We start from the raw sequence: 21,505 nt of genomic DNA, 5'->3' as shown, positions 1-21,505 counted from the left end.
TCATCGACAAGTTCCTCGCCACCCGCCTGCCAAGCCGCGCTGATAATTGTCGAGAAGCGCTGACATCCATGAAACCTTTTGATTTTTAAGCCGTTGTCGGCCTATGTCCGGGGTCAAATCCAAGCCGAAATCTGTCAACGGTGCCAAACCACGCGGAGCTGAAAAGTCGCGCCAGGAAAAGGCATCGACCGTCGAAGCCGCGCCCAAGGCCGACGGGCATGCCGCGCCCGAGGTCAACGGCCAGGCCGCGCCGCCGCCCGATGTCATCGAACCCGATCCGGAACTGACGCCCGAGGAGGCCGAGCTGGCGCGCAAGAAATACTTGTTGAAGCGCTTCTGGATCAGCGCGCGCGGTTACTGGGGCAGCGGCGGTGACAGGCTCGCCTGGCCGTTCACGATCGGGCTGTTGATCCTGATATGCGTGAACGTCGGCTTCCAGTATGGGATCAATCGCTGGAACCGGGCGATTTTCGACGCCCTTGAGCAACGCGACGCCCACACCGTGTACTTCCTGAGCGCCGTTTTCGTGCCGCTGGTGCTCGGAAGCGGAAGCCTTGTTGTTACGCAAGTCTTTCTTCGCATGACGATTCAGCGCCGCTGGCGTTCCTGGCTCACCACCGCGGTCATCGCGCGCTGGCTTGCCAACGGCCGCTACTATCAGTTGAACCTCGTCGGCGGCGACCACCAGAACCCTGAAGCCCGCGTTTCGGAGGATTTGCGGATTGCCACCGAATCCCCGGTCGACTTCACCGCCGGTGTCATCAACGCGTTTCTGTCGGCCTCGACCTTCATCGTGGTGCTGTGGACGATCGGCGGGGCCCTGAGCTTCACAGTCTCGGGGTCGACCATCACGGTTCCCGGCTTCCTCGTTATCACGGCGATCATCTATGCCGCGATCACGTCTACTTCGATGGCGGTGATTGGCCGCCATTTCGTCCACCTCTCCGAGGAAAAGAACCAGGCGGAAGCCGAATTCCGCTACACGCTGACGCGCGTGCGCGAGAACGGCGAGAGTATCGCATTGCTCGGCGGCGAGGAGGAGGAGCGCAGCGGCATCGACAAGAGGTTCGCCCATGTGCTCAGACAATGGGCGCTCCTCACGGGCCAGCACATGCGCACCGCACTGGTGTCGCAGGGGTCGAGCCTGTTTGCGCCGGTCGTGCCGGTTTTGCTTTGCGCTCCAAAGTTTCTCGAAGGCAGCATGACACTTGGACAGGTCATGCAGGCAGCCTCCGCCTTTGCCATCGTGCAGGGCGCGTTCGGATGGCTGGTCGACAACTACCCCCGTCTCGCCGACTGGAACGCCTCGGCAAGGCGCATCGCCTCGCTGATGATGTCGCTCGATGGGCTCGAGCGCGCCGAGCAGAGCGACGCCCTGGGACGCATCCAGCGCGGCGAAACCGAAGACGGTGCGATGCTCAGCATCGACAATCTCTCCGTGACGCTCGACGACGGCACGTCCGTGGTCAAGGAAACCAAGGTCGTGATCGAACCAGGCGAGCGGGTGCTGGTGGCCGGCGAATCTGGTTCAGGCAAGAGCACGCTGGTGCGGGCCGTCGCGGGCCTGTGGCCATGGGGTGGCGGCAGCGTCAATTTCCACGCCGACAGACGGTTGTTCATGTTACCGCAACGACCCTACATCCCCTCAGGCACGCTTCGCCGCGCCGTCGCCTATCCCGCCGCCGCCGACAACTGGACGATTAAGGAAATCAAGGCTGCACTTGATAGGGTGGGCCTCGCCTATCTCGCCGACAGGATCGAGGACGACGCGCCATGGGACCAGACCTTGTCGGGTGGCGAAAAGCAGCGGCTCGCCTTCGCGCGTCTCCTGCTGCACAGCCCCGACATCATCGTGCTGGATGAAGCAACCGCGGCGCTCGATGAGAAGAGCCAGGGCAAGATGATGGAGGTGCTCATCCAAGAATTGCCGAAGGTCACCATCATAAGCGTGGCGCATCGCGCCGAGCTGGAAGCGTTCCATAGCCGCAAGATCACATTGGAGCGGCGCGAGGGCGGCGCAAAGCTCGTCAGCGATGTCGATCTTGTCCCACGCAAGGGCAGACGCAACTTGATCGGGCGCGCCTTGTGGGGCTCTGGCCGAAAGGCAGCGTGACCATGGGTAAAGCGGTCTCTGCAGGCGATTGATCGACCAAAACTAGGGGATCAGCACCACCTTCCCCGTCGAGCGGCGCTCGTCCAGCAAGCGGTGCGCTTCGCCAGCCTGGTCGAGCGGGAAGCGGCCGCCGATCGCAACCTGGAGCCGACCGCTTGCCGCCAGTTGGAACAGCTCGGACAGGCTGGCTTTCAGTACGTCCGTGGACAGCAGCGGCAGCAGCGCGAAACCTCTCAAAGACTGGTTGCGGCCGATCATCGCCTCCAGGTCGGAAGCCGCAAGCGTGTAGCGGCCAAGTGCGGCGAACACCAGTTCGCCGCCGGGTGCCAGAGCCTGCAGCAACGCAGCCGTCAGTGCGCCGCCGACCGTGTCGTAGATGACATCGGCGCCCTGCCCGTCCGTGATGTCACGGAGTTGAACAAGCCAATCCGGCTTGAGATAGTCGACGGCGGCATCGGCGCCGAGCGACAGAGCGAGATCAAGCTTGGTCTTGCCGCCGGCGGCCGCGATCACCTTGCGTGCGCCCTTTAGCCTGGCCAGTTGGACAAGCAGCGAACCGACGCCACCCGAAGCGGCCGGCACCAGCACCGACTTGCCGCCGGGCGGGCTTTGCCGCAGCAGGTGAAGGGCCGTCAGCCCCTGTACCATCAACGCCGTGGCATCCTCGAACGACAGGGCGTTCGGCAGCGGTACGACGAGATCGGCGTCGATCGTCACCTCCTCCGCATAACCGCTGTGAGGATGCTTTGAAACGAACAAGGGCGCGGCGACACGGGCTCCCAGCAGCGACGCATCCACCCCGTGTCCAACAGCCTCGACGAAGCCCGCGGCCTCGACCCCAAGGATCATCGGCAGTTGCGGCGTCACCGCGTAGCCATCCCTGCGCATCAGCACTTCGAAGAAATTTATCCCGGCGGCATGGACGCGGATCAGCACCTCGCCGGCCTGCGGCACTGGCGACGGCAGGTCGACCGCCTCCAGCACGTCGGGACCGCCGAAGCGGCTGAGTTGAATGGCTTTCATGGCAAACTCCGATCGCTATGGCATCGGCCACGGTTTGCCACTATCTGCGCAGCCTCGACTACACACTCATTTGTCCCCTGCTGACCACGAGGTGACCATGGCCAATCCAGGCAAGAGACTGCCCATCAAGCGATTGCCGATGCTGCCGGCGGAACGCGCCCTGAAAGTGATCGCTGGGCGCTGGAAGGCGGTCATCCTCTACCATCTCTTCGACGGCCCGCGACGACTGTCGGTGCTGAAAGCGATGATGCCCGGCATCACCCAGAAGGTGCTGATCCAGCAGCTGCGCGAAATGGATGAGCACGGCCTCGTCAGCCGCGAGATCTTTGCCGAAGTGCCTTCACGCGTAGAATATTCCGCGACAAGTCTCGGCCTCAGCCTCGAGCCGATCCTGCTGGCGCTCTGCCAATGGGGCCAGCACCACGCCGACGAGCTGAACGAAAAGGATCGCCTCGCCGATTGCATCATCCGCCCAAGGCCGGCGCTGGAGACGCACGCCTCCCACAATTGAAAAAGGGCGGCGCTAGCGCCGCCCCGGATCCTTGGGAGGACAATTCGAACCGGCGGTCAGGCCGCCTTGACTTCTTCGGCGACGGCGTCGGCCTGACGTGCTGCCTTCAGCACCTTGGCCCACCACGCGACGTCGTTGACCAGCGCCGTGGCGGCCTGGTTCAGGTGCTCGAGCTCTTCGAGCTTCTTCTCGCCCTGGCGGACGGCGAGGAAGTCGCCCCAAGCGATATGGACGGCTGACTTGACCGGCGCCATCTGCAATTCGACCGCATGAAGGCGCAGTTGCTCGACGGCGCGGGAGCCGCCGACACTGCCATAGCCGACGAAGCCGGCCGGCTTCTTGTTCCATTCGTTGGCAGCGTAGTCGATGGCGTTCTTCAGCACGGCCGTCGGACCATGATTGTATTCGGCGGCGGTGAAGATGAAGCCGTCGAATTCGGCGACCTTCTTCTGCCAGCGCTTCGCCACTTCATTCTGCGACGGTGCCCAGGCGGAGGATGCGACCTCGTCGAAGAACGGCAGCGGGAAGTCGCGCAGATCGACGATCTCGACGTCGATATCGGCATGCGATTTGGCGATCTTGGCGATCCACTGGGTTGGTACGTCGGCGAAGCGCGCGGCGCGCGTGGAACCGACAATGATGGCGATCTTGGGTTTTGACATGGGGCTCTTCCTTGCAAGTAAAGCTGGTATCGTTTGGATACCGGCGCTATATGAGATACTGTCAACTCGCGGCGCAAGGAGGCACCTTTTTGTTACTGAGGAACCCGCTCAACACTGAAGATTGCCGCGCCGTTTCGGAAATCCTGCAGCGCGTCGGCGATAAATGGACCGTTCTCGTGGTCGGAAAGCTCGGCCAAGGACCGTTGCGATTCAATGAGTTACGCGCTGCTGTCGGCGGCATCTCGCAGAAGATGCTGACCACCACCTTGCGCGGATTGGAGCGAGACGGCTTCGTCACCCGCACGGTGTTCCCGACCATTCCGCCACGCGTCGATTACGAGCTGACAGAACTCGGCCATGAGTTGCTGATCCCGGTCAGCGCACTCGGTGAATGGGCGCGCGTCAACACCACGCGCGTGCGGGCAGCACGTGAGAAATTCGACGCGACGCATGCCTGAAGCCTTTGTCTTGCAATGGTTTTCGCCGATGGCTGCGCTAGCGACATTGCATTCCGTCGGCGGCTGTTGACCGATTTCGGGTCTGGCTTTCAGACGAACACCGTCAGCGGACAAGGACAAAGCCGCGGCGGTACCTGCCAGCGCGGCGTTCAGCAATCGTTGACTGATTGTCTTCGTTCATCAACAGACCGTGCGCGCGGCCCGTTTCGCATCTGCCGCGTGTTCACCGCGGCATGGCTGTGCGCCGAAGCCCCCGGTCAGGCTTCCGCCGGAACCGCCTTTGGCTTGCCCTCGCCATCCAGCGCCACCATGACGAAATCGGCATGGGTGACCTTCTCCATCAGGTCTGAGAGATAGCGCTGCGCCCAGGCTTCGACCTTGAGCGTCATCGAGGTGCGGCCGACACGCTCGACATGGGTGTAGATGCACAGCGTGTCGCCGATCTTCATCGGCTTGGCGAACGACATCTCCTTCACCGCCGCCGTCACCACGCGGCCCTTGGCGCGCTCGGCAGCACGGATGCCGCAGGCAAGGTCCATCTGCGCCATCACCCAGCCGCCGAAGATGTCGCCGGCCGCATTGGCGTCCGAAGGCATGGCCAGCGTGCGCAGCGTCAGATCGCCGAGCGGCCGTCCTTCAGCGTAGTGCACCATGGGGGAAATCCTTCGAGGTCAATGCCCTCGATCCCGTAGCGTCATGGCGTCGAGAGGTCAACGCGCCACCCACCGAAGTCTCGCTTGGCCGCTAGAAGTAACGCTCGAGGTTCGAGCGAATGCGATCCAGGACGCTATGCCCAGACAGGTCGGGAGAGAATCCCCTGCCGGTGATCGCCTCGTAAGCCTGCGCATAGACCCGCGATGCCTGCTCGACGATCTCGTCGGGTATCTCAGGTATAGGGTCGCTGTAAGGATCGCACCTTGCCGAGACCCACGACCGGATGAAATCCTTGTCGAAACTCTCCGGCCGGCTGCCGCTGGCGAGGGCTTCCTCATAGCCCCTGGCGATCCAGTACCGGCTGCTGTCCGGCGTGTGGATTTCGTCGGCAAGGATTATGGTCCCGTTCTTGTCGGTGCCGAATTCGTATTTCGTATCGGCGAGGATGAGGCCGCGTTCAGCGGCGCGCTGCTGTCCACGGGCGAACAGCCGCAAGGCATAGCCCGACACGGTATCCCACTGCGCCTGGGTGAGAAGGCCCTGGTCAAGGATCTCGGCCTTGGACAACGGCTCGTCATGGCCACCGTGCAGGGCCTTGCTGGTCGGCGTGATGATCGGCTCGGCCAGTTTTTCATTGTCGCGCAGGCCGTCCGGCAGGGTCATTCCATACATGTCCCGGTCACCGCGCCGGTACCTTGTCAGGATCGAGGTGCTGGTGGTTCCCGCCAGATAGCCACGCACGACGATCTCGACCGGCAGGATGTCCAGCCTTGTGCCGACGACGACGTTTGGGTCGGGGTGTTCGAGAACATGGTTCGGGCAGATATCGGCGGTTTCCTCGAACCAGTACCGCGCCGTCTGGGTGAGGATCTCCCCCTTGAACGGGATCGAGGTCAGGATGGTGTCGAAGGCACTGAGACGGTCGGTGGCGATGATGATGCGCCTGCCGTCCGGCAGGTCGTAGTTTTCGCGGACCTTGCCGCTGTAGTGGCCCGGCAATTCGGGAATGAAAGCATCAGGCAAGGTGCGCATATGATTCCTGCCTTCCGCAGATCGGCTGATATCATCGCATAAGCTGTCGACCCCATGCATATCAAGCGCGATTGTCGGGATTCCCCGCAACTCGACCCGGCATCGCGGTCGCTTTTTTCACAACCGATGCCGGAAGGCGCGGCGACGCGGCCGACCCGTCGCGTCTAGGCTGTGGCCAGATTTCCGGAGCCGCCCACCAATCATGCAGACCTATGACTTCATCATCGTCGGCTCCGGCTCGGCCGGCTCGGTCCTGGCCGACAAACTGTCGGCCTCCGGACGCTTTTCCGTGCTGGTGCTGGAAGCCGGCGGCACCGACCGCCGCTTCTACGTGCAGATGCCGCTCGGCTACGGCAAGACCTTCTTCGATCCGGCGGTGAACTGGAACTACAAGGCCGAGCCGGACCCCGGCCTGGCGGGCAACGCCGACCACTGGCCGCGCGGCAAGCTGCTTGGCGGCTCGAGCTCGATCAATGCCATGGTCTGGATCCGGGGCGCGCGCGAGGATTTCGATGCCTGGGCAGCCGCCGGCAACCCAGGCTGGGGCTATGACGATATCTTGCCCGCCTTCAAGGCGCTGGAGGACAATCAGGCCGGCGCCGACGCATGGCGCGGGGTCGGCGGCCCGCTGCATGTCACCGATTGTTCGGACGCGGTCCACCCGCTGACCAAGCGCTATCTCGCCGCCGGCCAGCAGGCCGGTCTGCCGCTCAACCCGGATTTCAACGGTGCTGCCCAGGAAGGCGTCGGCGTCTACCAGATCTCGACCAGGAACGGCCGGCGCATGTCGGCGGCGCGTGCCTTCCTGCGCCCGGCGATGAAGCGCGCCAACGTCCGCGTCGAGATGAACGCGCTGGCGACCCGGGTGCTGTTCGAAGGCAAGCGCGCCGTCGGCGTCGAATATCTGCAGAACGGCGAGACGAAGACGGCGCGTGCCGGGCGTGAGGTCATCCTGTCGGGCGGCTCGGTCAACTCGCCGCAATTGCTGCAGCTGTCCGGCGTCGGCCCCTCGGCGCTGCTCAAGGGGCTTGGCATCGCCGTCGTCCACGCCAACGAGAATGTCGGCGCGCATCTGCAGGACCATGTCGGCATCAACTACACCTTCAAGGGCAGGCTGCCGACGCTCAACCAGACACTGCGTCCGTGGTGGGGCAAGCTCCTGGTCGGCATGCAATACATCCTGACGCGGTCCGGGCCGCTGTCGCTGTCGATGAACAATGCCGGCGGCTTCTTCCGCACCGACCCGGCGGCGACCCGCCCCAACATGCAGCTCTATTTCCAGGCCTTCTCGACCGTCATTCCCAAAAGCGGCGAGCGTCCGATCCTGACGCCCGACCCGTGGCCCGGCTTCTCCATCGGCCTGTCCAATTGCCGCCCGTCGAGCCGTGGCGAGATCATGATCCGATCCAGCAATCCGCGCGACTATCCCAGGATATCGGCCAATGCGTATTCGACCGAGGCCGACGTCGCCGAGATGCTCGACGCGGTGAAGTTCGTGCGCAAGATCGCCTCGATGCCGGCAATGGCCGAGATCATCGAGGAAGAGGTCCTGCCGGGGCCGTCGATCACTTCCGACACCGATCTGATCCAGGATTTCCGGAAGCGCTCGGGCACCGTCTATCACCCGGTGTCGACCTGCCGCATGGGTCCCGATCCCACGCGCGCCGTGGTCGATCCGCGCCTCAAGGTGCACGGTATCGAGGGCTTGCGCGTCATCGACGCCTCGATCTTTCCCGACAACATCACCGGCAACACCAACGCCGCCTCGATCATGACCGGTTGGAAGGGCGCCGAACTGGTTCTGGAGGACCAAAAATGAAAATCACCGACGTCAAGACCTGGGTTGTCGGCAACCCGCCGCCCGGCATCGGCGGCAAGTATTTCATCTTCGTCAAGCTGACCACCGATGGCGGTGTCGTCGGCTATGGTGAGGCTTACAACGCCACCTTCTCCGCCCATGTCACGGCGAAGATGGTCGAGGACATGGCCGAGCGCTATTTGATCGGCCGCGATCCGCACGACATCGAGAACTTCTTCCGCCGCGCCTATTCCTCCGGCTTCACCCAGCGCCCGGATGTGTCCGGCATGGGCTGCTTCTCGGCGCTCGAAATGGCCTGCTGGGACATTGTCGGCAAGGAAGCCAACAAGCCGGTCTACAAATTGCTCGGCGGCCAGGTGCACGAGACGCTGCGCTCCTACACCTATCTCTACCCGCACACCGGCAGCGTCCACTCCGAGGATGCACGCGGCAAGAACGTCTACAACGACCCCGATCTCGCCGCCGCCTGCGCGCTCGAATATGTCGAGCAGGGCTTCAATGCCGTCAAGCTCGACCCGGCCGGCCCTTACACCGCCTTCGATGGTCACCAGCCGCGCCTCGTCGACATCGATCTATCGGCGCGTATGATCAAGGCGATCCGCGAGGCGGTTGGCACCCGCGCCGACATCCTGTTCGGCACCCATGGCCAGTTCACCGCCTCCGGCGCGCTGCGCCTGGCCCGCGCCATCGAACCCTATGACCCGCTGTGGTTCGAGGAGCCGGTGCCGCCCGACATGCCTGAAGTGATGGCGCAGGTGGCGCGAGGCACGTCGATCCCGATCGCCACCGGCGAACGGCTGACGACCAAGTTCGAATTCGCCCGCGTCATCGAGAACCGCGCCGCGACCATCCTGCAGCCCGACCTTGGCCGCTCCGGCGGCATCCTCGAAACCAAGAAGATCGCCGCCATGGCCGAGGCCTACCACATCCAGGTCGCCCCGCACTGCTATTGCGGGCCGATCGTCGGTGCTGCCAACATCCAGCTGGCGGTAACGCTGCCCAACTTCCTCATCCTGGAATCGCTGAAGCAGTGGGATGGGTTCCACGCGACGCTGCTCACGAAGAAGATCGAGTGGCAGGACGGCAATGTCATCCCGTCGAAGGAGCCCGGCCTCGGTGTCGAACTCAACGAAGCAGTCTGCGACGCGCATCCCTACACCGGCAAGGAACTGCATCTGCAGATGATGCAGACGCCGTTAATGCCGTGAGCGAAAGCTACGCCTTCATCGGCCTTGGCCATCTCGGCGGCAATCTTGCCGCCAGCCTGATCCGCAACGGTTTTGCGGTCACCGTCTTCGACCGCGAGCCCGCTGCTGTCGAGCGCCTCGTCAAGCTCGGCGCCACCGCCGCCAACAGTCCCGCCGAGGCCGCCGCGCGAGGCGGCAATGCCGTAACCTGCCTGCCCTCGCCCAAAGTCAGCGAAGCGGTGTTGGCCGGTCCAGGCGGCTTGCTCGAGGGCCTGCCCGAAGGCGGCACCTGGATCGAGATGTCGACCAACGGCCGCGACGAGATCGTGCGTCTGGCCGCGCTCGCCTCGGCCAAGGGCATTGAGATGTTGGAATGCCCGGTCACCGGCGGCGTGCATCTGGCGGCGATCGGAAAAGTCACCGCACTGGTCGGTGGCGACGCGGCACTCTATGCCCGCCATCGCCCGGCCATCGAAGCGATGTGCGCGAAGTCGTTCCTGATGGGTCCGGTCGGCTCAGCGGCGGTGATCAAGGTGATCACCAACATGCTCGCCTTTATCCATCTCGTCGCCGCCGGCGAGGCCTTGATGCTGGCCAAGCAAGGCGGGCTCGACCTCGCCCAATCCTACCACGCCATCGTCGCCTCCTCCGGCAACAGCTTCGTCCATGAGACCGAAAGCCAGCTCATTCTCAACGGCTCCTACGACATCGGCTTCACCATGGACCTGGCTCTGAAGGATCTCGGCTTCGCGCTCGCCATGGGCGAACAGTCTGGCGTGCCGCTCGAGCTGGCATCGCGCGTCAACGCGATTTTTGAGCAAGGCAGGCAAGCCTATGGCGGCGCCGCGTGGTCGACCCAGATCGTCAAATTGCTGGAAGATGCTGTCGGCACTGACCTGCGCGCTCCCGGTTTTCCAGCCAAGCTCGAAGTCTGACACCAGGCAAGAAATCAAGCGATTTCAGTTGGTTGGACCCATCTCCGGACTCACCTGAATCGATCTGTTAACGACTTGATTCAATATCTGAGCGTCAGCGCGCCGGGCAGGATCTCGAAGGTCGCCGGTATGCGTCCTGGCGACTCGCCATCGATGTCGACCATCGCGCCGTTCGTCTCGACATCGCCGAGTGGCTCGACCACCACTTTCCGGCCGCGCAGGATGGTGATCGCGGGATGGTTGCGGTGCCGGCCGCCATAGAGCAGCCGGATATCCCAGATCAGCTTCAGCTTGCCGGCGGCGCGCAGGATGACGATGTCGAACTGCCCGTCGGCCAGTTCAGCATCCGGCGCGATCATCATGCCACCGCCGAAGAACTTGCCGTTGGCGACCGCCACCAGCGCCATGCGCGCCTCGACCGGCGTGCCGTCGTCGACCGTGATCCTGACATGCTGGAAGCGGTAGCGGATGAATTCGACCACGGTGCGCCACAGGAACAGCGTCTTGGCCKACATCTTGCCCTTGCGCTTGTCGGCGTTGACGGCGCGGTCGGTGGCGCCCGACAGGCCGAGGCTGGCGATGTTGATGAAATGCCGGCTGGCCAGCGCGCCATGGTCGTCGATGTAGCAAATGCGCCCGGCATCGACTTTCCGAGGCTTGGTCTCGGCGAGCCGCTTCAGCACCGCATCAACCTCGCGCGGCAGGCCGAGCCCGCGCGCGAAATCGATGCCGGTCCCGCACGGCAAGAGGCCAAGCTCGGTTGTCCTGCGGCCTTCCTTGGACGCCTGCAGCAGCCCGTCGGCCACCTCGCTGGCAGTGCCGTCACCGCCGGCCGCGATCACCAGGTCGAAACCGTTTGCTGCGAGATCGAGCGCCAGTCTTTCGGCGTCACCTTCGGCCTGCGTCTCACGCAGCTCGAATTCGCCGAAATGCTTTTTCAGCGACGCGGCGACCTCTGGCCAATGCCGTTTCAACCGGCCGCCGCCGGCAATCGGATTGAGGACCACTCCGACTTTCAAGCACACCCTCCCGCAAGGACATCAAGGCGCCCGGCGCCTCGAATCCTTGCCGGCATTGAAACCCGCGCCCGCCGACAGGGCAAGGGCGAATGTCCACTGCTGCCGCCCGTCATGGCGGACCGGAAAATCCGTTGTCCTGCTTGATCCCCGATAATCCCGCTATCCACAGGCTTGCCGCAGTGTCGCCCACCACTTACCCGGCGTACATTGAACCCATCTCAGGCGGCTACCGATCGCCCAGCCGAAAGGCGAAGTGAAAGGCGGATTTCCTGAGGCCCGTACGGCCCTGAGCGAGAGCAGGCTTGCCTGTTGGAGGGACGGATGCCGAGACCTACGGGGCCGCGGAAAGCGTGCCAACGCCGACGGCGGACCGATGCTGCCATGAAGGACGGCAAAAACCTTCGATGGTGCGCAGGGCAAAGCCCGCAAGGGCCGAGACCGGCGTGGTCCCGAACGGGCGCTGCTCTCGGGTGGCGGGCTGGCAGGACCGTCAAAATCAAGGCCGGCATGGCGCGACGACTTTACGGAAGTTGCTGCCGCGACCGTGTCCTGATCTGACAGGGAGGCGCTGGGAGAGATCCCGGCGCCGACTGTCGCTTTGGCTATCCCCTACAATTTTTACGCTGTTTCCGGATATGGCTGCAGCCGGCGCTGAAATCAGCTAACGTTCGGCGTCGTCGGAGTCCGTTTGATAACGCGCTCTGCAGAGGCGCATGGCGTGGGTTTCGAGAACCGAAGCGCAGCGGACATTTGGGTCCGTGAGCATCGGAAGCACAGGAAGCCGCGTCAGGCGTCCGGCAGAGTGGCGTTAGCGAATGGGCTCCCTGAAGGGGGATACTTCATGACGTTGATCCAGAAGCTTGCCGTTGCCTATGCTTTCCTGTTCTTCGCCGTCGTCGCCATCGGCTACATACCGGCGTTCAACGATGCCAACGGCAATCTGTTTGGCCTGTTCTCGCTGCAATGGTACGACGACCTGCTGCACGCCTTCTCCGGCGTCTGGGCGCTGGCCGCCGCCTTCATCTCGCATCGCCAGGCGGTGTTCTATTTCAAGCTGTTCGGGTCGGTCTATCTGTTCGATGGCGTGCTCGGCCTGATCACCGGTTCCGGCTGCCTCGATGCCGGCATCTTCATCAACGGCTTCCGCTCCCTCAACGATATCGAATTCCCGGCCCGCTTCTTCGCCAACCTGCCGCACATCGTCATTGGCGGCTTCGCCGTCTATGTCGGCTTCTGGCTGTCGAAGCGCATACACGACCACTTCGCCACGGCCTGATCCGGCAATGTTCCTGTTTCGCTGGCTGAAGCGCATCGTCAAGACGATCCTGTGGCTGATCGTCATCGTCGTCCTGATCCCGGTCGTCGGGCTGAGCTATGGCTTCCTGACGACGTCGTCACTCGACAAGGCGCCGCTGCCCGGCATTGCCGACGGCGCGCCGCCCAAGGCGCTGGCCGACAAGGTTCGCGCCGAAATCCCCGGCTATCAGCGGCCGGAGGAATCGACCTTCCTCACCTACCCGGAATGGGCGATCGTCTACGCCGCGCGCGAGTATGCCGGCTTCGTCGACAAGAACCAGCCGAGCGGCTTTCCCTATTGGTCCTATGTCGGTCGCTTCTGGCAGGACTACGCCATGGTGATCCGCGCCAGCTCTGCCTACAATTTCAACTTCGCCAACCACCAGATGCTGGTCATCATCGGCACCAGCCACAGCATCGAACACATCCTGCAATGGGCCTATGAGAACACGGTCGGTCGCGTAACCGAGGCGACCGCCGGCAAGCGCACCGCCGCCGACATCTATCAGGCCAAGGTGGCGGCCGACTATGCCGCTTTCCTCGACCAGGTGCCGTGGTATCAATTTCCCTATGCGCAGAAGCGCGCCGGCCTGTTTGCCGTGCAGCCGGCGCCAGGCGACAGTTCCATCCGCACCAGCGAACGCAAGCTTGCCTTCGGCCTTGCCGACACCATCAAGCAGGGCTACGCCGACCTGATCAAGCAGGCACTCGCAGCCACATCCCCACCAGCCTTCCTCGACATCCATGTCTGGGCCAAAGGGCCGGTCGGCGAAGCGACGCGCAACGAGCCCGATACCTTGCTGGAGCGCGACTACGGCGCCGACGGCGCCGTAGTCGTCACCAAGCGCTACCAGGTCTTTTCCGACATGATTCCGCGCCTGATCGACAAGGGCGTCTCCTTCGTCGAAATCGGCGGCAATGACGAGATCATGGTCACCGTGCTTTCGACCGACTCGATCGCTGTCCCCGATGGCATCCGCATCCTGTTCAGCTATCCGCTGCCGGCAGACCCGGCGACGCGCCGCACCGGGCTGACCGTCGCCGTGCGCAAATTGCATCTCGTGCTGCCGGCTCTGATCAAGTCAGGTGCAAAGCTCGAACACGTCTATGATTATTGAAACGATAGCCAGGCAATGCGCAGACTGATCCGCATCGTCGGCTGGCTTGCGCTCACGCTGGTCGCGCTCATTGTGGTCGTGCTTGTCGGCTTTCGCGGCGCGGCGGCGCTGCGAGAGAACCTGTCACCCGAGGAGGCAGCTCCGGCGGGAGCGCTGTTTGCCACCGTCGATGGCCTGAAGATCCACTACCAGGTCTGGGGACCGCAGGACGGGCCGCCGCTGCTTCTGTTCCACGGCACGGCCTCCTGGGCCGAGACCTACCGCGATATCGCCGCGCCATTGGGAGAACAGGGCTTTCGCGTCATAGCGCCCGACATGCCTCCCTTTGGCTATTCGCAAAGACCGGCCGACCAGGACTATTCCCGTGCTGCCCACGCAAAACGCGTCCTCGGTTTCGCCGACGCGCTCGGCCTGCGCCATTTCAGCGTCGGTGTCCATTCCTATGGCGGCGGTGGCGTGATCGAAGCCGCCTTCGAGGCTCCGGATCGCATCGACGCTCTGATCCTGCTCGACGTCGCACTTGGCCTCGGCCGGACCGAGGCGCCGACAATGCCATTTGCCGCTCTCCTGAACCTGCGATGGCCTCGCGAACTGCTCACTGCCTCGACCTTCACCAATCCGCTCATGGTCGGACCGGGTCTGCGCTCCTTCATCGAGAACGACGACGTGGTCACGGCTGAACGCATCGCGATCTACGCGCGGCCTCTCAATGTCGAAGGCACCACCGATGCGGTCGGCCATTGGCTGTTCAGCGGCCTGTTCAACGACGAACGAAAATCCCTTGCCGCCAACCCCGCGAACTATCGCACCTTCACGCCGCCCGTCCTCGTCGTCTGGGGGCGAGACGATACGACCACGCCCCTGGCACAGGGTGAAGAGATTGCCGCGTTGTTTCCGCACGCCGAACTGGCGGTTCTCGATGGCGTCAACCACATCCCGCAGGTCGAACGTCCGCACGATGTGGTGCGGCTGATCGCGAATTTCCTCAAACGAATCGCGCCGGCCGCTCGATAGATCGACCGTTCGGCGCTCCGCCACGCTCATTCCACAATCGAGGCCAAATCCCGCCTTGTTCACGCGCGATGGATTGTTGCACCTCGCCCAAAAAAGCGGAAACCGGGTTTGGGACCGCGACATGCACCGAAATGGGCTGCCGGGGGCATCTCGAAGGGACAAGACCGTGATCAAGACCGCCCTTGTCGCCATGACCATTGTCGGCTGCGACTGCGACGCCAAGCTTTGCGAATATATCGGCGAGACGCCGGCCAAGTGGTCGACGATCGCCGAATGCGAAGCGGCGATGAAGAGCCAGATGCTGCACGAGCGCAATTTCAACTATCCGCTCATCTCCGGCATCTGCCGCGCGAAAGGCTCGTCGTCCTCCTCGCAACTGGCCGCGACCGCGTCGCGCCCGGACCTGACGCCTGCCAGCAGGGTCGTTGAAACCGAAAGCCCGCTGCCGCCGGAATTGAGCCGCCGACCGAGCGTTCCTGTCGGCGCGCCGACGACGGCCGTGGAAGCGGAGGCCGCCCGGCCCGTCGCCTATGAACAAGTGGTCGATGGCGGAACCGGCGTGCTCTATCGCACGAAGAACGGCTACGCCGTGGTCAAGACCGATCTTGGCCGCGCCGTGTCGGCGACCGCCGATGCGGCGAAGCGGTCGGCCAACTGGCTGGCCGGACTGGTGCCGAAGGGCCTGTAGAGCAACTCCAGGGCTAGTGTGAAGCGGTTTTCCCGGGAAGAGCGCATGGCGCTTTACCTCAGGGGATCGCGCCGAAACAACGCCCCTACAGCTTGACCTTCAGGCTCTGCCAGAACTTGTCGATCAGCGGCTTTTCGGTGGCCGCATCCTCGCCGGCGACGCGGGTGATGAACAACAACCCCTGATCGGCAAGTCCGAAGCCGACGATCTCGAAATCGGCGGTGTCGGTGCGTGTCTTCATCTTGGCGAGAATGCCGGTCAGTTCCTTGCCGTCGGCGAGCTTGCGCGTTGTCGGCTCCTGCGTCAGCTTCGCACCAGCCTGCACCGATTCCTTGGTCATCTCCTGCAGCATCAGTTGGTTGAGCGACACCGGATTCATCTTGTCGTATTTCTGCACGACGACGATTGTGCCCAGCGCCGACGCCATCAGATACTGCGTGATGTTCTCGCCGAGATCGGTCTTGGTCACCGAGATGTCGCTCGGATGGACGAAGGAGAAACTGCCGCCGGAAAAGGTGGCGAAGTCGTTGCGCTCGAGCGTCACCTTGCTCTGTTTGCCGCCGGGCAGCGTCACGTTTGTGCGCTCGCCGGGATCGATATCGACCGTCACGCCGTCGATCGTCAGCTTGAAAGCCTTGAGATCCTCGGCTCCGGCCGGTCCAGCGCACAGCGCGATGAGGGTGAGTGCCGCCGCTGATACCATCCGCATTGGTTGTTCTCCTGAAGTCTATACCACCCCGCTCAGCGCCTTGATGGCACGGTAGAAGGTCGAGGAAAACAGTTCCGTGGGGTCATATTGCCGCTTCGCCGCCAGGAAGGCCGGCAATTCGGGATAGGAGGCCAGCAATTCCCTGGCGGTGTAATGCAGCTGATAGGGCAGGAAGAACCGACCGCCATGCTTGATCGTCACGTCGATCAGCGCCCGCGTCAGCGCCCGCATTTTCGCATTGCCGTCGGCATCGGTCGGCTGGTTGATGTAGAGCACCAGCGAATAGGCCGGCTCCGGCGCGTAGGTCAGCGCAACATCCTCCTTGTGGACAATACGCACCGAAGCGTTGAGCACCGGCAGCGGCTGGTTGCGCAGGATTTCGCGCGCTTCGGCGATGAACTCGATATAGGCGGCGCGCGGAATAAAGTATTCGTGCAGGATGTCGGTCTCATCCATCAGGTCGTTGAACAAATAGGGCACCGAATCGTGCATCGGGTTGTTGCGGGTGACGAGACAGGCCTCGCCCTCGGCCATGGCTGAAGTGCGCGCCACCGTGCAGCTTTCGAATTTCGGTTCCAGCGTCTTTTCGGTGAACCACTTCAACTCCTGGAACAGGCTGCCCCATTTCGCCAGATTGATGAGCACCCGCTTCAGCCCCACCGAATCCGGCTCGCCGATCTCAGGCTGGTCGGCCGGCGGCTGGTCGGCCACCTTGTCGTAGCGATAGACGATCATATCCTCGAGGAAATTGCCCGGCGCCGTCGACAGATGGCCGTAGAACAGGCCGATCTCCTTGTTCGGCTCCAGCACGTCGGCGAAGAATTTAGGGAAATCGTCCGATTTGATGATCTCGCGTGAGGTGCGGTAGACTGTGTTGTCGACGATATCGAGCGTCGCCTCCAGCACCACGCCGAACAGGCCGTAGCCGCCGACGACGTGGCGGAACAGCTCGATGTTCTCGGTTGGCGAGCAGGTCGTCACCGAACCATCGGCCAGCATCACCCGCATCGAGCGGATCGAGCCGGCAACTGAACCCGCCTGATGGTCCATGCCATGCGCGTTGACCGACAGCGAGCCGCCGACCGAGAAGATGTCGGTCGACTGCATCGCCTTCACCGCGAAGCGCGGATGCAGGAGGTTCTGGATATCGTGCCAGCGCGCGCCCGGCTGCAGGGTCATGGTCTTCGCCGCGGCATCGACGGTGACCTTGTTGAACTTTCTGAGGTCGAGCACCAGCGCGTTGTCGTCGAAGGCATGCCCGCCCATCGAGTGGCGGATGGCGGCCAGCGAGATTTTCAGCCCGTTGGCGCGCGCGAAGGCCAGCGCCTTGGCGATGTGGTCTTCCTCGCTGACCTCGACCACGCCATAGACCGGCGTCTTCGACAGGCCGCTGGCGTCGTTGATGTCGCCGCCTTTTGCCGACCAGGGCAGCGAAGGATCGAAGGCCGGCGGGCTGGCAATCGGCTTCAGCGGCAGCGCGATGCCATCGACTTCGGCGATGCGCCCGGCGTTCTTCGGTCCCGAAGGCCCTCGCGCCAGCCGCGCCACAGTGGTGCCGCCCCACAGCACCGCGCCGCCGAATACGGCCGCACCCAGCAGCAATCGCCGCGACAGGCGAAACCCTTTTTGTTCCTCGGCCATGGATATCCCCCCGTTGGCCAAGGGATAACGCGGCTCTTTGGCAAAAACCATAGCAGTGCATGGCGGAGCCGAGGCGTTGTTACGGGATCAAGGCGGCCAATGATGAGGTTCAGGCGTCACAAAGGTGATCTCGAAGAGTTGCGCTGCCCCTCATCCGCCTGCCTGGCGATGAGGGACAGCGCCCTATCCATCAAAGATTGGGCTTACGAAGACTTCTTGATCGACGTCACCATGCCGGTCTTGTCATCGACCGTCACCGCCACCTTGGCGCCGACCTTCAGTTTGCCGACCGTCGCTTCCGGCGACAACTGGTAGATCTTGCCATCGTCGAGGGTGATCGACTTGGTCGTCGGATCGACCGACTGGATGGTGCCCTGAACGGTCGCGGCATAGGCCGTGCCGAGGAAGGCGAGCAGGGCGGCGGTGGTTGCGAGGGTCTTCTTCATCGGTAAGCACTCCGTACTGTTTCGGTTTTCCGGGGCCGCCGTCTTAAGCAACGACAGCACCGAACGGCCTGAAACTGAAACGGAAAGCTCCTCCTCCGCAAATCACGTTGAGTGAATTTTCGCAAACAATATCATAGGCTTAATTCCGACACATTGCCTGCCGTCGATGCAACTGCCGGCCGCTTCGGTTCCCTCAAGCAAGTGCACTTCCTTCCACGAAAAGAGTCACTTGGCCGATTGTGGCGAGCGGCTTTCGATCACCACGCAGCCGCCGCAATCCACCTCGGGCGGCATCACGAAACAGACTGCTGGCCGATCATCGGTACAATTTTTGTTTCATGGATCAGTTGAAACCGACCCAAAAAACGGATGAAACTCGCGTTCTGGTTGCAAACCGGGAACGGATGCAGGATGATGTCGACCGCTGCGATGAAGGGGGCATTCCATGAAGCTTGCAGTCCGGACCGTGATATCCCTGTTGCTGGCGTTTGCTCCGGGATTGGCCGGCGCACAAGGCATAGATCCGGACGATGACAAGACGGTCATCTTTACCCCCGACGATCCCGATATGGCTCTGGCTATCGCGAAGGCGCGCGCCAGACTGGATGAATTCCTCGCCTTGTCCGAGGCTCCTCCCCCTGGGACAGACAGGTTCAAACTGAAGGTCAAGGTGCGGGACGGGAATGTCACCGAACACTTCTGGGTCATACCGTTCCGCCGCACCGAGACCGGTTTTGTCGGTATATTGGCGAACCAGCCGGAAGGGGTGCACACCGTCGTCCTCGGCCAGAACATAGAATTCACCAGGGACGATATTTCCGACTGGGGATACACGCGCGGCGGGCGTTAGTTCGGCAGCTTCACTGTCTGTGTGATGTTCAAGAAAATGTCGAAAGAAGATGCGGATTACATGCGCGACAAGTACGGCTTCGACTGCTGACGGCGATCAGCCGATCTCGTCCTTAGCGCCGATCTTGCGCACCAGCGCTGCGGTCGCCAGCATGGCGCCCATGTCCGCGATCATCGGCGCGACATGCCTGGAATAGTCGAGCGGCACCGAGATAGCCGGCAGCTCGAAGAAATTCTTCGTCTGCGGCAGCAACAGGAAACCGTCGCTGCCGTTGAGCGCGACGCGGGCCGGATCGTCCGGCCAGGTTTCGCCCAGCCATTTCAGCGCCTGCGCCAGCCGGCCGGTCACCAGCGGCCGCGCAGCCTCGATGTTGTCGGTGCGGAATTCATAGGCGGCGTCGAGCTCGGGCACACCGGACGACAAGTCCTGCATCTTGCTGGCGAACATACCGCGGAAGAAGCCGACGACGGCATTGGTCCGCCGCGTCGCCACCAATATTCCTGGGAACGGCTCGATCGCTTCGAAAGCAACGACGACACCCTTGAAGGCTGTCGATGAACCCTTGCCCGACCCTTCCCGCAGTTCTGCTTCGTAAAGCTCGAACGGAAACTCTTCGTAGCGGCCGGAAACGACATCGTCGAACGACTGCCGGTTGAAAGGCCCAACCGCCTCGCGCGGCAGCCGGTCGAAGGAGTTCGGCCTGCCTCCATGCTGGTAACGCATATCCGCGATGAAGCCGAAGATGATCGGCAGCACCGTCTCGCGGAACGATTGCTGCAGCCGCGTCGCCGGTTTCATGGCCTGGAAATAGAGAAGGATCGAAGCCGCGAAGCCGATGACGTAGAGAAACACATGCGGCGTCGAGAACCATTGCTCATTGGGGTCGGCGACCTTGTTGAACAACCAGGCGATCAGCACCACGAACACCAGCACCAGGCCGACGAACAGCGGCACCCGCCAGCACACCTGCCGGACCGCCGAAGCCTTCGCCGCCTCATAGGTCTCAATGTCTTTCCGGATGCCGGCCGTGACCGCCTCGCTCGGCATGAAATCCGCCGTTTCCATCGCCACCCCCGCAAGCCTGCCGCTGCCGGCGCATGATAGTCGGTTTTGCCGGGGCCGCCAGACGGTTAAGCGGTGACCCCTTCCTCGCTTGTGGAAGGGAAAATAGCCTCCAGCCGGCCTTTGACCTTGCCGAGCATTCGCCCCTTCAACCCTTCCACCGGCAGCAGCCGCTCATGATCACCGGCGCGCAGCCGCACAAAGGGATGCAGATGGTACGACGCAATGGCGCCGCGCGTGCCCGCATCGGCACTGACATCGACGATGAATATTCCTCCAATGCGCCCCGGCCATGGCTGGCGGACAAGGGCAGTGCCGAGGAAATCCCCGAGCCCATAGGCGACGAGCGTCTGGTCGATCCGCTCCACCGGTTGTATGACATGGGCATGATGGCCGGCGATCAGCCCGACGCCCTGCCCGGCTAGCCGCCTGGCCAGCGCCTGCGTCTCGGCGCGCGGAAAATGCCGGAACTCCCAATCCCAGTGCGGCACCGCGCAGAGGAGATCGACGGCTTCGCGCGGCCAGTGCGGTGAATCGCTTTCCATCGACACGCGGCCGGCAAACAGGTCTTCATCGGCGTTGCGCCACAGCGTGAAGGCCGCGAAGCCGAATGTCAGCGGGCCGACGGTGACAGGCACTAACGCACCATTGGCGGCCAGGCCGATGCTGCGGATGCCGAGCCGTTTCAGTGCGGCCACCGTCGCATCGAAACCGGCGACGCCCTGGTCGAGCACATGATTGTTGGCCAGCGACAGCACGAGCTTTTCGTGTGCGATGCCAACGGCCGCCAACGCCTCGACCAGAAAGCGTTCGCTCATTGCATGATGCGTGCCGAGTTTGGTCCCCAGCACCGCATTTGGTCCGTCGACGATCGGGCTTTCGCAATTGCCGATCACCAGGTCGGCAGCGCTGAGCAACGCCTTGATCGCCGGATCGCAGTCCGGCGCGCCGCGGTTGGCCACCGCCGAGATGTCGCCGATAAAGGCGAGCCGCACCGTCCGCCTCGGCGGCGGTGTCATCATCGTCGCGGCCATCGGCGCGAAACCATTGGCATCACCGCCGAGCGAGGGCTTCAGAAAGCGCGGAAGCCACGACAGTTTGTAGGAAAGCGGATAGTTCRACACGCCCAAGCCCAATCGTTTGCCCCTGTGTAGACCGTCGGGCTCGAGGGTTGAAGCGCATCCGTCGACAATCGTGGATCTGCGCCTCGGCGCTGAGAGGCGCGGCACCGCAAATGCGTGTATGTTCGCAGACGCGACAAACGCATG

The 21,505-nt window shown here is 63.1% G+C and carries 21 protein-coding genes; 11 read left to right on the top strand and 10 right to left on the bottom strand.

The genetic code is table 11. From position 1 onward, the window contains the following. Positions 1-103: 103 nt before the first annotated feature. Complete coding sequence (locus AC1DZP_RS04695; RefSeq protein ID WP_477300425.1) at positions 104-2,113, top strand: ABC transporter ATP-binding protein/permease; 2,010 nt, start codon at positions 104-106, stop codon at positions 2,111-2,113. 42 nt (positions 2,114-2,155) lie between these two features. Here AC1DZP_RS04695 and AC1DZP_RS04690 read toward each other — a convergent pair whose 3' ends face one another. Next, positions 2,156-3,136 (bottom strand): quinone oxidoreductase family protein, encoded by a 981-nt coding sequence (locus AC1DZP_RS04690; RefSeq protein WP_477300423.1) that lies wholly within the window; start codon positions 3,134-3,136, stop codon positions 2,156-2,158. A 97-nt stretch (positions 3,137-3,233) separates the two neighbouring features. On the opposite strand from AC1DZP_RS04690, the gene AC1DZP_RS04685 reads away from it, so the two are divergent. Continuing rightward, entirely contained in the window at positions 3,234-3,647 is a 414-nt protein-coding gene (locus AC1DZP_RS04685) for a winged helix-turn-helix transcriptional regulator (RefSeq protein WP_477300421.1), read from the top strand. Between the two features lie 56 nt (positions 3,648-3,703). On the opposite strand, the gene AC1DZP_RS04680 is transcribed toward AC1DZP_RS04685, so the two are convergent. Further along, positions 3,704-4,309: an NADPH-dependent FMN reductase gene (locus AC1DZP_RS04680; protein WP_379100766.1), complete on the bottom strand. Its 606-nt coding sequence runs from the start codon at positions 4,307-4,309 to the stop codon at positions 3,704-3,706. Between the two features lie 89 nt (positions 4,310-4,398). Between AC1DZP_RS04680 and AC1DZP_RS04675 the strand changes: the two genes are divergently transcribed. Continuing rightward, a complete protein-coding gene (locus AC1DZP_RS04675; protein ID WP_167392347.1) occupies positions 4,399-4,767 on the top strand; it encodes a winged helix-turn-helix transcriptional regulator in 369 nt (122 codons plus the stop codon). Between the two features lie 257 nt (positions 4,768-5,024). Here the strand turns inward: AC1DZP_RS04675 and AC1DZP_RS04670 are convergent, their stop codons facing one another. Together AC1DZP_RS04670 and AC1DZP_RS04665 are read right to left on the bottom strand one after the other, a co-directional pair. Further along, positions 5,025-5,420, bottom strand: coding sequence for an acyl-CoA thioesterase (locus AC1DZP_RS04670; RefSeq protein WP_095090906.1), 396 nt, complete (start codon positions 5,418-5,420; stop codon positions 5,025-5,027). A gap of 91 nt (positions 5,421-5,511) precedes the next feature. After that, entirely contained in the window at positions 5,512-6,453 is a 942-nt protein-coding gene (locus tag AC1DZP_RS04665; RefSeq protein WP_477300419.1) for a phosphoribosylaminoimidazolesuccinocarboxamide synthase, read from the bottom strand. Positions 6,454-6,655: 202 nt separating this feature from the next. Between AC1DZP_RS04665 and AC1DZP_RS04660 the strand changes: the two genes are divergently transcribed. From AC1DZP_RS04660 to AC1DZP_RS04650, 3 genes are read left to right on the top strand one after another with little or no spacing between them, the layout of a single operon-like run. Continuing rightward, positions 6,656-8,272, top strand: a complete 1,617-nt coding sequence (locus AC1DZP_RS04660; protein ID WP_477300417.1) for a GMC family oxidoreductase — start codon at positions 6,656-6,658, stop codon at positions 8,270-8,272. Then, positions 8,269-9,480 (top strand): mandelate racemase/muconate lactonizing enzyme family protein, encoded by a 1,212-nt coding sequence (locus AC1DZP_RS04655; protein WP_477300415.1) that lies wholly within the window; start codon positions 8,269-8,271, stop codon positions 9,478-9,480. The genes AC1DZP_RS04660 and AC1DZP_RS04655 overlap by 4 nt, the downstream gene beginning before the upstream one ends. Beyond that, positions 9,477-10,394, top strand: coding sequence for an NAD(P)-dependent oxidoreductase (locus tag AC1DZP_RS04650; protein ID WP_477300413.1), 918 nt, complete (start codon positions 9,477-9,479; stop codon positions 10,392-10,394). The genes AC1DZP_RS04655 and AC1DZP_RS04650 overlap by 4 nt, the downstream gene beginning before the upstream one ends. 80 nt (positions 10,395-10,474) lie before the next feature. Here the strand turns inward: AC1DZP_RS04650 and AC1DZP_RS04645 are convergent, their stop codons facing one another. After that, entirely contained in the window at positions 10,475-11,413 is a 939-nt protein-coding gene (locus AC1DZP_RS04645; RefSeq protein WP_477300411.1) for a diacylglycerol/lipid kinase family protein, read from the bottom strand. 841 nt (positions 11,414-12,254) lie between these two features. Here AC1DZP_RS04645 and AC1DZP_RS04640 point away from each other — a divergent pair. From AC1DZP_RS04640 to AC1DZP_RS04625, 4 genes are all read left to right on the top strand, one after another. Beyond that, positions 12,255-12,689 carry a DUF4383 domain-containing protein gene (locus tag AC1DZP_RS04640; protein WP_095792823.1) on the top strand — a complete coding sequence of 145 codons (435 nt, stop codon included), beginning with the start codon at positions 12,255-12,257 and terminating at the stop codon, positions 12,687-12,689. Between the two features lie 7 nt (positions 12,690-12,696). Beyond that, a complete protein-coding gene (locus AC1DZP_RS04635) occupies positions 12,697-13,827 on the top strand; it encodes a hypothetical protein (protein ID WP_477300409.1) in 1,131 nt (376 codons plus the stop codon). 15 nt (positions 13,828-13,842) lie between these two features. Next, the gene (locus tag AC1DZP_RS04630; protein ID WP_477300407.1) at positions 13,843-14,841 is read left to right on the top strand and encodes an alpha/beta fold hydrolase; all 999 of its coding nucleotides are present in this window, start codon (positions 13,843-13,845) and stop codon (positions 14,839-14,841) included. A 166-nt stretch (positions 14,842-15,007) separates the two neighbouring features. Continuing rightward, a complete protein-coding gene (locus tag AC1DZP_RS04625; protein ID WP_457153642.1) occupies positions 15,008-15,529 on the top strand; it encodes a hypothetical protein in 522 nt (173 codons plus the stop codon). Between the two features lie 85 nt (positions 15,530-15,614). Here the strand turns inward: AC1DZP_RS04625 and AC1DZP_RS04620 are convergent, their stop codons facing one another. The 3 genes from AC1DZP_RS04620 to AC1DZP_RS04610 form a co-directional block, all read right to left on the bottom strand. Further along, entirely contained in the window at positions 15,615-16,238 is a 624-nt protein-coding gene (locus tag AC1DZP_RS04620; RefSeq protein ID WP_477300406.1) for a hypothetical protein, read from the bottom strand. An 18-nt stretch (positions 16,239-16,256) separates the two neighbouring features. Beyond that, positions 16,257-17,879, bottom strand: a complete 1,623-nt coding sequence (locus AC1DZP_RS04615; protein ID WP_477300404.1) for an FAD-binding oxidoreductase — start codon at positions 17,877-17,879, stop codon at positions 16,257-16,259. A gap of 203 nt (positions 17,880-18,082) precedes the next feature. Then, positions 18,083-18,325: a DUF1344 domain-containing protein gene (locus AC1DZP_RS04610; protein ID WP_184874625.1), complete on the bottom strand. Its 243-nt coding sequence runs from the start codon at positions 18,323-18,325 to the stop codon at positions 18,083-18,085. A 445-nt stretch (positions 18,326-18,770) separates the two neighbouring features. Here AC1DZP_RS04610 and AC1DZP_RS04605 point away from each other — a divergent pair, with 445 nt between their 5' ends. Next, positions 18,771-19,175 carry a YegJ family protein gene (locus AC1DZP_RS04605; protein ID WP_477300402.1) on the top strand — a complete coding sequence of 135 codons (405 nt, stop codon included), beginning with the start codon at positions 18,771-18,773 and terminating at the stop codon, positions 19,173-19,175. 96 nt (positions 19,176-19,271) lie between these two features. On the opposite strand, the gene AC1DZP_RS04600 is transcribed toward AC1DZP_RS04605, so the two are convergent. Further along, complete coding sequence (locus AC1DZP_RS04600) at positions 19,272-20,240, bottom strand: hypothetical protein (RefSeq protein WP_477300400.1); 969 nt, start codon at positions 20,238-20,240, stop codon at positions 19,272-19,274. A 65-nt stretch (positions 20,241-20,305) separates the two neighbouring features. Then, positions 20,306-21,373 (bottom strand): CapA family protein, encoded by a 1,068-nt coding sequence (locus tag AC1DZP_RS04595; protein WP_477300398.1) that lies wholly within the window; start codon positions 21,371-21,373, stop codon positions 20,306-20,308. Positions 21,374-21,505: the final 132 nt, after the last annotated feature.

The sequence above is a fragment of the Mesorhizobium sp. P2_F8 genome (assembly GCF_056403655.1).
The sequence above is the reverse complement of the archived record's forward strand: the minus strand, read 5'-3'. Positions and strand labels throughout refer to the sequence as shown.

Excerpts from the sequence above, each read along its gene's own strand:
- AC1DZP_RS04695 (WP_477300425.1), top strand. The coding sequence starts at position 104 with ATGTCCGGGGTCAAATCCAAGCCGAAATCTGTCAACGGTGCCAAACCA.
- AC1DZP_RS04690 (WP_477300423.1), bottom strand. The coding sequence starts at position 3,136 with ATGAAAGCCATTCAACTCAGCCGCTTCGGCGGTCCCGACGTGCTGGAG.
- AC1DZP_RS04685 (WP_477300421.1), top strand. The coding sequence starts at position 3,234 with ATGGCCAATCCAGGCAAGAGACTGCCCATCAAGCGATTGCCGATGCTG.
- AC1DZP_RS04680 (WP_379100766.1), bottom strand. The coding sequence starts at position 4,309 with ATGTCAAAACCCAAGATCGCCATCATTGTCGGTTCCACGCGCGCCGCG.
- AC1DZP_RS04670 (WP_095090906.1), bottom strand. The coding sequence starts at position 5,420 with ATGGTGCACTACGCTGAAGGACGGCCGCTCGGCGATCTGACGCTGCGC.
- AC1DZP_RS04665 (WP_477300419.1), bottom strand. The coding sequence starts at position 6,453 with ATGCGCACCTTGCCTGATGCTTTCATTCCCGAATTGCCGGGCCACTAC.
- AC1DZP_RS04660 (WP_477300417.1), top strand. The coding sequence starts at position 6,656 with ATGCAGACCTATGACTTCATCATCGTCGGCTCCGGCTCGGCCGGCTCG.
- AC1DZP_RS04655 (WP_477300415.1), top strand. The coding sequence starts at position 8,269 with ATGAAAATCACCGACGTCAAGACCTGGGTTGTCGGCAACCCGCCGCCC.
- AC1DZP_RS04640 (WP_095792823.1), top strand. The coding sequence starts at position 12,255 with ATGACGTTGATCCAGAAGCTTGCCGTTGCCTATGCTTTCCTGTTCTTC.
- AC1DZP_RS04635 (WP_477300409.1), top strand. The coding sequence starts at position 12,697 with ATGTTCCTGTTTCGCTGGCTGAAGCGCATCGTCAAGACGATCCTGTGG.
- AC1DZP_RS04630 (WP_477300407.1), top strand. The coding sequence starts at position 13,843 with ATGCGCAGACTGATCCGCATCGTCGGCTGGCTTGCGCTCACGCTGGTC.
- AC1DZP_RS04620 (WP_477300406.1), bottom strand. The coding sequence starts at position 16,238 with ATGCGGATGGTATCAGCGGCGGCACTCACCCTCATCGCGCTGTGCGCT.
- AC1DZP_RS04615 (WP_477300404.1), bottom strand. The coding sequence starts at position 17,879 with ATGGCCGAGGAACAAAAAGGGTTTCGCCTGTCGCGGCGATTGCTGCTG.
- AC1DZP_RS04610 (WP_184874625.1), bottom strand. The coding sequence starts at position 18,325 with ATGAAGAAGACCCTCGCAACCACCGCCGCCCTGCTCGCCTTCCTCGGC.
- AC1DZP_RS04605 (WP_477300402.1), top strand. The coding sequence starts at position 18,771 with ATGAAGCTTGCAGTCCGGACCGTGATATCCCTGTTGCTGGCGTTTGCT.
- AC1DZP_RS04600 (WP_477300400.1), bottom strand. The coding sequence starts at position 20,240 with ATGGAAACGGCGGATTTCATGCCGAGCGAGGCGGTCACGGCCGGCATC.